Genomic DNA, 6,382 nt, shown 5'->3' on the forward strand with positions numbered 1-6,382 from the left:
GGAAGATGGCTAACGAAAAGACACAATCAGATTTGAATGAAAAGCTGATCGCTGTTAACCGTGTTTCAAAAACGGTTAAAGGTGGTCGTATTTTCAGCTTTACTGCACTAACAGTAGTTGGTGACGGTAACGGTCGCATCGGTTTTGGTTACGGCAAAGCACGTGAAGTGCCTGCAGCAATCCAGAAAGCGATGGAAAAAGCACGTCGTAACATGGTTACGATCGCAATCAACGAAGGTACTCTTCACCACGCTGTTAAAGGCCGTCACACTGGTTCTCAAGTGTACATGCAGCCTGCATCAGAAGGTACTGGTATCATCGCCGGTGGCGCTATGCGTGCAGTGCTAGAAGTTGCGGGTATCCGTAACGTACTAGCAAAAACATATGGTTCTACTAATCCAATTAACGTTGTTCGCGCAACAATTTTGGGTCTAAGTGGAATGAACTCTCCGGAAATGATCGCTGCAAAACGTGGTCTTTCTGTTAAAGAAATTCTGGAGTAATCGACATGGCTAAAACTATTAAAGTAACCCAAACAAAGAGCTCTATCGGTCGTTTACCGAAGCATAAAGCTACTTTGCGCGGCCTAGGCCTTCGTCGCATCAACCACACTGTTGAACTTGAAGATACTGCTTGCGTACGCGGCATGATCAATAAAGTTTACTACATGGTTAAAGTTGAGGAGTAATCACTATGCGTTTGAATACTCTATCACCGGCTGCTGGTTCTAAGCCTTCTGCGAAGCGCGTAGGCCGTGGTATCGGTTCAGGTCTAGGTAAAACTTGTGGCCGTGGTGTTAAAGGTCAGAAATCACGTTCAGGTGGTTCTGTTCGCCCAGGTTTTGAAGGCGGTCAAATGCCTTTGAAACAGCGTCTACCAAAGTTCGGTTTTACGTCTCGTAAGAGCCTAGTAACAGCTGAAGTTCGTCTAGCAGAGCTAGCGAAAGTTGAAGGTGATGTTGTAAGCCTTGAAACACTAAAAGCTGCGAATGTTATCACTAAGGACATTAAGTTCGTGAAAGTTGTACTTTCTGGTGATATCGCTCGTTCAGTAACAGTGAAAGGCCTACGCGTTACTAAAGGCGCTTTAGCTGCTATCGAAGCTGCTGGCGGTAAAATCGAGGAATAATTAACTCGAGGATGAGGTACAGATGGCTAAACAACCAGGACAAGATTTTCGTAGTGGACAAGGTGGCCTAGCAGAGCTTAAGTCACGCCTTCTCTTTGTATTAGGTGCGATATTAATATTCCGAGCTGGATCCTTTGTGCCTATTCCTGGTATTGACGCTACTGTACTTGCCAGTCTGTTCGAGCAGCAAAAGGGTACCATCATTGAGATGTTTAACATGTTCTCTGGTGGTGCACTCTCGCGTGCTTCTATTTTAGCTCTGGGCATAATGCCGTATATTTCTGCGTCTATTATTGTCCAGTTGCTAACAGTAGTTCATCCAGCTTTGGCTGAGTTGAAGAAAGAAGGTGAAGCTGGCCGTCGTAAGATTAGTCAGTACACCCGATACGGTACGCTTGTATTGGCAACCTTCCAAGCAATTGGTATTGCAACGGGGTTACCAAGTATGATTCCAGGCCTGGTACATAATCCAGGTCCTAGTTTCTATTTTGTTGCCGTGGTTAGTTTGGTTACTGGTACCATGTTTTTAATGTGGTTAGGTGAGCAAGTTACCGAGCGTGGCATTGGTAATGGTATATCTGTGATTATTTTCACTGGTATCGTTGCCGGTTTGCCGCCAGCTATTGGACAGACCGTAGAGCAAGCGCGTCAAGGTGAATTGCACGTACTTCTTCTACTGTTAATTGCGGTTATATCTTTTGCTGTGATTTACTTTGTAGTGTTCATGGAACGTGGTCAACGTCGTATCGTCGTTAACTACGCCAAGCGTCAACAAGGCCGTCGTGTCTTTGCTGCGCAGAGCACACACTTGCCGTTGAAAATCAACATGGCAGGTGTAATCCCAGCAATTTTCGCATCGAGTATTATTCTGTTTCCAGGCACACTGGCTCAGTGGTTTGGACAAAGTGAAGGTCTTGGTTGGTTAAGTGATGTTTCACTTGCCCTTAGTCCAGGACAGCCTCTTTATGTAATGCTCTACGCTGCTGCAATTATTTTCTTCTGTTTCTTCTATACCGCGTTGGTGTTTAACCCTCGTGAGACAGCTGATAACTTGAAGAAGTCTGGAGCATTCATTCCTGGTATTCGCCCGGGTGAACAGACCGCAATGTACATTGATAAAGTAATGACTCGACTAACCCTTGCAGGTGCGTTGTATATCACCTTTATCTGTCTGATCCCCGAGTTCATGATGATTGCATGGAATGTACGCTTTTATTTTGGCGGTACTTCTCTACTAATCGTAGTTGTTGTTATCATGGATTTCATGGCTCAAGTTCAGACACATTTAATGTCTCAACAGTATGAGTCAGTTTTGAAAAAGGCTAATCTAAAAGGCTACGGCCGCTAAGTTTAGTTTTCCATATTTACGGAGTTTAGCAATGAAAGTTCGTGCTTCCGTTAAGAAAATCTGCCGTAACTGTAAAGTTATCAAGCGCAACGGTGTTGTGCGTGTAATTTGCAGTGAGCCAAAGCATAAACAACGCCAAGGCTAATTAGCAGAAATATTTCTTGCAAATTGAAGATAGGTTGGCTAAATTAGTCAACCATCTTTTGTTATGTGCAAAAGAATTGTGCCACCGCTGCGTATCCTAAACGGGCTCTGCAGCGGTTATTCTTGTAAAGTACTAGGAGTGAATAGTGGCCCGTATTGCAGGCATTAACATTCCTGATCAGAAACACGCTGTAATCGCATTGACTGCGATTTACGGCATCGGTAAGACTCGTTCTCAAGCTATTCTAGCTGAGACGGGTATTGCTGAAGATGTTAAGATCAGTGAACTAACTGAAGAACAGATCGATCTACTGCGTGATGGTGTAGCTAAGTACACTGTAGAAGGTGATCTTCGTCGTGAAATTTCCATGAACATCAAGCGTCTTATGGACCTTGGTTGTTACCGTGGTCTTCGTCACCGTCGCAGTCTACCTCTACGTGGACAGCGTACTAAAACCAACGCTCGTACCCGTAAGGGTCCGCGCAAGCCGATCAAAAAATAGTCGGATAAGGTAGAGTACAATGGCAAAACAACCAACTCGCGCTCGTAAGCGCGTACGCAAGCAAGTAGCCGATGGCGTTGCGCACATCCATGCTTCTTTCAACAACACAATCGTAACCATTACTGACCGTCAAGGTAATGCTCTTTCATGGGCAACTGCAGGTGGTTCAGGTTTCCGTGGTTCTCGTAAATCTACTCCGTTCGCTGCACAAGTTGCTGCTGAGCGTTGTGGTGAAATGGCCAAAGAATATGGCGTTAAGAACCTAGAAGTTATGGTTAAGGGCCCTGGTCCTGGTCGTGAGTCTACAATCCGCGCTCTAAACGCAGCGGGTTTCCGTATCACTAACATTGTTGATGCGACTCCGATCCCTCATAACGGTTGTCGTCCACCTAAGAAACGTCGCGTTTAACGTTTAGTTTCTAGGAATATTGGAGAAAGAAAATGGCAAGATATTTGGGTCCTAAGCTAAAGCTTAGCCGTCGCGAAGGCACTGACTTATTCCTTAAGTCTGGTGTACGTGCGATTGATACCAAGTGTAAGATTGATAACGCTCCGGGCCAACATGGTGCTCGTCGCGGTCGTCTATCTGATTACGGCGTTCAGCTTCGTGAGAAGCAGAAAGTTCGTCGTACATATGGCGTACTAGAAAAACAATTCCGTAACTACTACAAGACAGCTGCCCGCATCAAGGGTAACACAGGTGAAAACCTGCTTCAGCTTCTTGAAGGTCGTTTAGATAACGTAGTTTACCGCATGGGCTTTGGTGCAACTCGCGCTGAATCTCGTCAATTGGTAAGCCACAAAGCGATTCTAGTTAACGGTCAAGTCGTAAACGTTCCTTCTTTCAAGGTAGCGGCAAACGACGTTGTTAGCATTCGTGAGAAAGCTAAGAACCAAGCACGCATTAAAGCAGCTCTTGAAGTTGCTACACAGCGTGAACTACCGACTTGGGTCGAAGTAGATAGCAGTAAGTTGGAAGGTACGTTTAAGCGTCTTCCAGAACGTTCTGATTTGTCTGCCGACATCAACGAACACCTGATCGTCGAGCTTTACTCTAAGTAAGGCTACAGTTAAGAGAGGACACAATGCAGGGTTCTGTAACAGAATTTCTCAAGCCGCGTCTAGTTGACATCGAACAAGTTAGCTCTACGCACGCAAAAGTAACTCTAGAGCCGTTGGAGCGTGGTTTTGGCCACACTCTAGGAAACGCTCTTCGTCGTATTTTACTATCTTCAATGCCAGGTTGTGCTGTAACTGAAGTGGAAATCGACGGTGTGTTACATGAGTACAGCACCAAAGAAGGCGTTCAGGAGGATATCCTTGAAATTCTTCTTAACCTTAAAGGTCTAGCCGTTAAGGTTGAGGGTAAGGATGAAGTTATTCTTACTCTGAACAAATCTGGTGCAGGCCCTGTTGTTGCAGGTGACATCACCCATGATGGTGATGTTGAGATTGCGAACCCAGAACACGTAATCTGCCATCTAACTGATGACAATGCTGAATTAAGCATGCGCATCAAGGTAGAACGTGGTCGCGGCTACGTACCAGCATCAGCTCGTATTCACACTGAAGAAGATGAGCGTCCAATTGGTCGTTTGTTAGTAGATGCTACTTACAGCCCAGTGGACCGTATCGCTTACGCAGTAGAGGCAGCACGTGTAGAACAACGTACTGACCTAGACAAGCTAGTAATCGATATGGAGACTAACGGTACACTTGATCCTGAGGAAGCTATCCGCCGTGCAGCAACAATTCTTGCTGAACAACTGGATGCATTTGTAGATCTTCGCGATGTACGAGTTCCTGAAGAGAAAGAAGAGAAGCCGGAGTTCGATCCGATCCTACTGCGTCCTGTAGACGATCTTGAACTAACTGTTCGCTCTGCTAACTGTCTGAAAGCAGAAGCGATCCATTACATCGGTGATCTTGTTCAGCGTACTGAGGTTGAGCTTCTTAAAACGCCAAACCTTGGTAAGAAGTCTTTGACAGAAATCAAAGATGTGTTGGCTTCACGTGGTCTATCTCTAGGTATGCGCCTAGAAAACTGGCCACCTGCATCAATCGCTGAAGATTAATAGTTTACTGATATCTAGTTAGAAGGATTAGGTCATGCGCCATCGTAAGAGTGGTCGTCAACTCAACCGCAACAGCAGTCATCGTAAAGCGATGTTCAGCAACATGGCTAGCTCTCTGGTACGTCACGAATTAATTAAGACTACCTTGCCTAAAGCAAAAGAGCTACGTCGCGTAATTGAGCCTTTGATTACCCTAGCTAAGACCGACAGTGTTGCTAACCGTCGTCTTGCATTCGCTCGTACTCGTGATAACGAAGTTGTTGCGAAATTATTTAACGAACTAGGTCCACGCTTCGCAGCGCGTCCTGGTGGTTATACTCGTATCATGAAGTGCGGTTTCCGTACTGGTGATAAAGCTCCTATGGCTTACATCGAGTTATTAGACCGTCCTGCAAAGGAAGAAGCTGCTGCTGAATAAGCACTAGCCGTTAAATAAGAAGAAAGCCGAGTCTTTAGACTCGGCTTTTTTTTATTGACTTTATTTCTGGTTATAGTTTTCATTTCTACTTCTACTTCTACTTCTACTTCTACTTCTACTTCTACTTCTACTTCTACTTCTACTTCTACTTCTACTTCTACTTATTTATAGTTATCGCTTTCATTGGCTCGATAGCATTATGGTTATTTTTATTGAATAACAGTCCAATAATCATTATTTATTGATGCTTTATGATCGTCTATAACTCTGAAATAATCTCGAGTAGGCTATAAAAATAACAATTATTAGTGATTATGCGTTTAATGTGAGCAAACGATTTTATTTGTTTAAATTATGCTTGTCAGCATCATAAAACTCCCTATAATGCGACCTCACTGACACGGACAACGGCGCAAGCGGTTACCGAAAGTCAGTATTGTTCTTTAACAATTTGACCATGCAATCTGTGTGGGCACTCACTTAATAGTTAAGTCGAAAGATTTATCAATAAACTGAGTGACCAAGACAAAATAGCCAAATCTATTTATAGAGGCGATTATTTTGGCACAGTTATTTAATTATCATTCTTTGAATGATAAAAAGCTTTAATTTACATTCTTTATTTATAAAGAAAAGGTATTTAAAGTCAGTATTTATTGAGCCGTTTCGAAAGAAACAACAAAACTTTAATTGAAGAGTTTGATCATGGCTCAGATTGAACGCTGGCGGCAGGCCTAACACATGCAAGTCGAGCGGTAACAGAAAA

At 44.0% G+C, this 6,382-nt stretch carries 10 protein-coding genes; all 10 read left to right on the forward strand.

The window, feature by feature from the left end; translation table 11 throughout:
- Positions 1–5 precede the first annotated feature (5 nt).
- The 10 genes from rpsE (at position 6) to rplQ (ending at position 5,616) form a co-directional block, all read left to right on the forward strand.
- Positions 6–503: a 30S ribosomal protein S5 gene (rpsE, locus tag PPBDW_RS01810; RefSeq protein ID WP_036789639.1), complete on the forward strand. Its 498-nt coding sequence runs from the start codon at positions 6–8 to the stop codon at positions 501–503.
- Positions 504–508: 5 nt separating this feature from the next.
- Positions 509–688: a 50S ribosomal protein L30 gene (rpmD, locus tag PPBDW_RS01815; protein ID WP_005302823.1), complete on the forward strand. Its 180-nt coding sequence runs from the start codon at positions 509–511 to the stop codon at positions 686–688.
- Positions 689–693: 5 nt separating this feature from the next.
- A complete protein-coding gene (gene rplO, locus PPBDW_RS01820; protein ID WP_036789641.1) occupies positions 694–1,128 on the forward strand; it encodes a 50S ribosomal protein L15 in 435 nt (144 codons plus the stop codon).
- Positions 1,129–1,150: 22 nt separating this feature from the next.
- Positions 1,151–2,476, forward strand: coding sequence for a preprotein translocase subunit SecY (gene secY / locus PPBDW_RS01825; protein ID WP_036789644.1), 1,326 nt, complete (start codon positions 1,151–1,153; stop codon positions 2,474–2,476).
- A gap of 31 nt (positions 2,477–2,507) precedes the next feature.
- The gene (rpmJ, locus tag PPBDW_RS01830; protein ID WP_000868186.1) at positions 2,508–2,621 is read left to right on the forward strand and encodes a 50S ribosomal protein L36; all 114 of its coding nucleotides are present in this window, start codon (positions 2,508–2,510) and stop codon (positions 2,619–2,621) included.
- 145 nt (positions 2,622–2,766) lie between these two features.
- Positions 2,767–3,123 (forward strand): 30S ribosomal protein S13, encoded by a 357-nt coding sequence (gene rpsM / locus PPBDW_RS01835; RefSeq protein ID WP_005370966.1) that lies wholly within the window; start codon positions 2,767–2,769, stop codon positions 3,121–3,123.
- Positions 3,124–3,142: 19 nt separating this feature from the next.
- A complete protein-coding gene (rpsK, locus tag PPBDW_RS01840; RefSeq protein WP_005370963.1) occupies positions 3,143–3,532 on the forward strand; it encodes a 30S ribosomal protein S11 in 390 nt (129 codons plus the stop codon).
- A 32-nt stretch (positions 3,533–3,564) separates the two neighbouring features.
- A complete protein-coding gene (gene rpsD / locus PPBDW_RS01845; protein WP_036789645.1) occupies positions 3,565–4,185 on the forward strand; it encodes a 30S ribosomal protein S4 in 621 nt (206 codons plus the stop codon).
- Positions 4,186–4,208: 23 nt separating this feature from the next.
- Positions 4,209–5,198 carry a DNA-directed RNA polymerase subunit alpha gene (locus PPBDW_RS01850; RefSeq protein WP_036789646.1) on the forward strand — a complete coding sequence of 330 codons (990 nt, stop codon included), beginning with the start codon at positions 4,209–4,211 and terminating at the stop codon, positions 5,196–5,198.
- A 34-nt stretch (positions 5,199–5,232) separates the two neighbouring features.
- Complete coding sequence (rplQ, locus tag PPBDW_RS01855) at positions 5,233–5,616, forward strand: 50S ribosomal protein L17 (RefSeq protein ID WP_005370955.1); 384 nt, start codon at positions 5,233–5,235, stop codon at positions 5,614–5,616.
- Positions 5,617–6,382 lie beyond the last annotated feature (766 nt).

The sequence above is a fragment of the Photobacterium kishitanii genome (assembly GCF_000613045.3).
GTDB lineage: Bacteria > Pseudomonadota > Gammaproteobacteria > Enterobacterales > Vibrionaceae > Photobacterium > Photobacterium kishitanii.

Excerpts from the sequence above, each read along its gene's own strand:
- PPBDW_RS01850 (WP_036789646.1), top strand. The coding sequence starts at position 4,209 with ATGCAGGGTTCTGTAACAGAATTTCTCAAGCCGCGTCTAGTTGACATC.
- secY (WP_036789644.1), top strand. The coding sequence starts at position 1,151 with ATGGCTAAACAACCAGGACAAGATTTTCGTAGTGGACAAGGTGGCCTA.
- rpmD (WP_005302823.1), top strand. The coding sequence starts at position 509 with ATGGCTAAAACTATTAAAGTAACCCAAACAAAGAGCTCTATCGGTCGT.
- rplO (WP_036789641.1), top strand. The coding sequence starts at position 694 with ATGCGTTTGAATACTCTATCACCGGCTGCTGGTTCTAAGCCTTCTGCG.
- rpsD (WP_036789645.1), top strand. The coding sequence starts at position 3,565 with ATGGCAAGATATTTGGGTCCTAAGCTAAAGCTTAGCCGTCGCGAAGGC.
- rpmJ (WP_000868186.1), top strand. The coding sequence starts at position 2,508 with ATGAAAGTTCGTGCTTCCGTTAAGAAAATCTGCCGTAACTGTAAAGTT.
- rplQ (WP_005370955.1), top strand. The coding sequence starts at position 5,233 with ATGCGCCATCGTAAGAGTGGTCGTCAACTCAACCGCAACAGCAGTCAT.
- rpsK (WP_005370963.1), top strand. The coding sequence starts at position 3,143 with ATGGCAAAACAACCAACTCGCGCTCGTAAGCGCGTACGCAAGCAAGTA.
- rpsE (WP_036789639.1), top strand. The coding sequence starts at position 6 with ATGGCTAACGAAAAGACACAATCAGATTTGAATGAAAAGCTGATCGCT.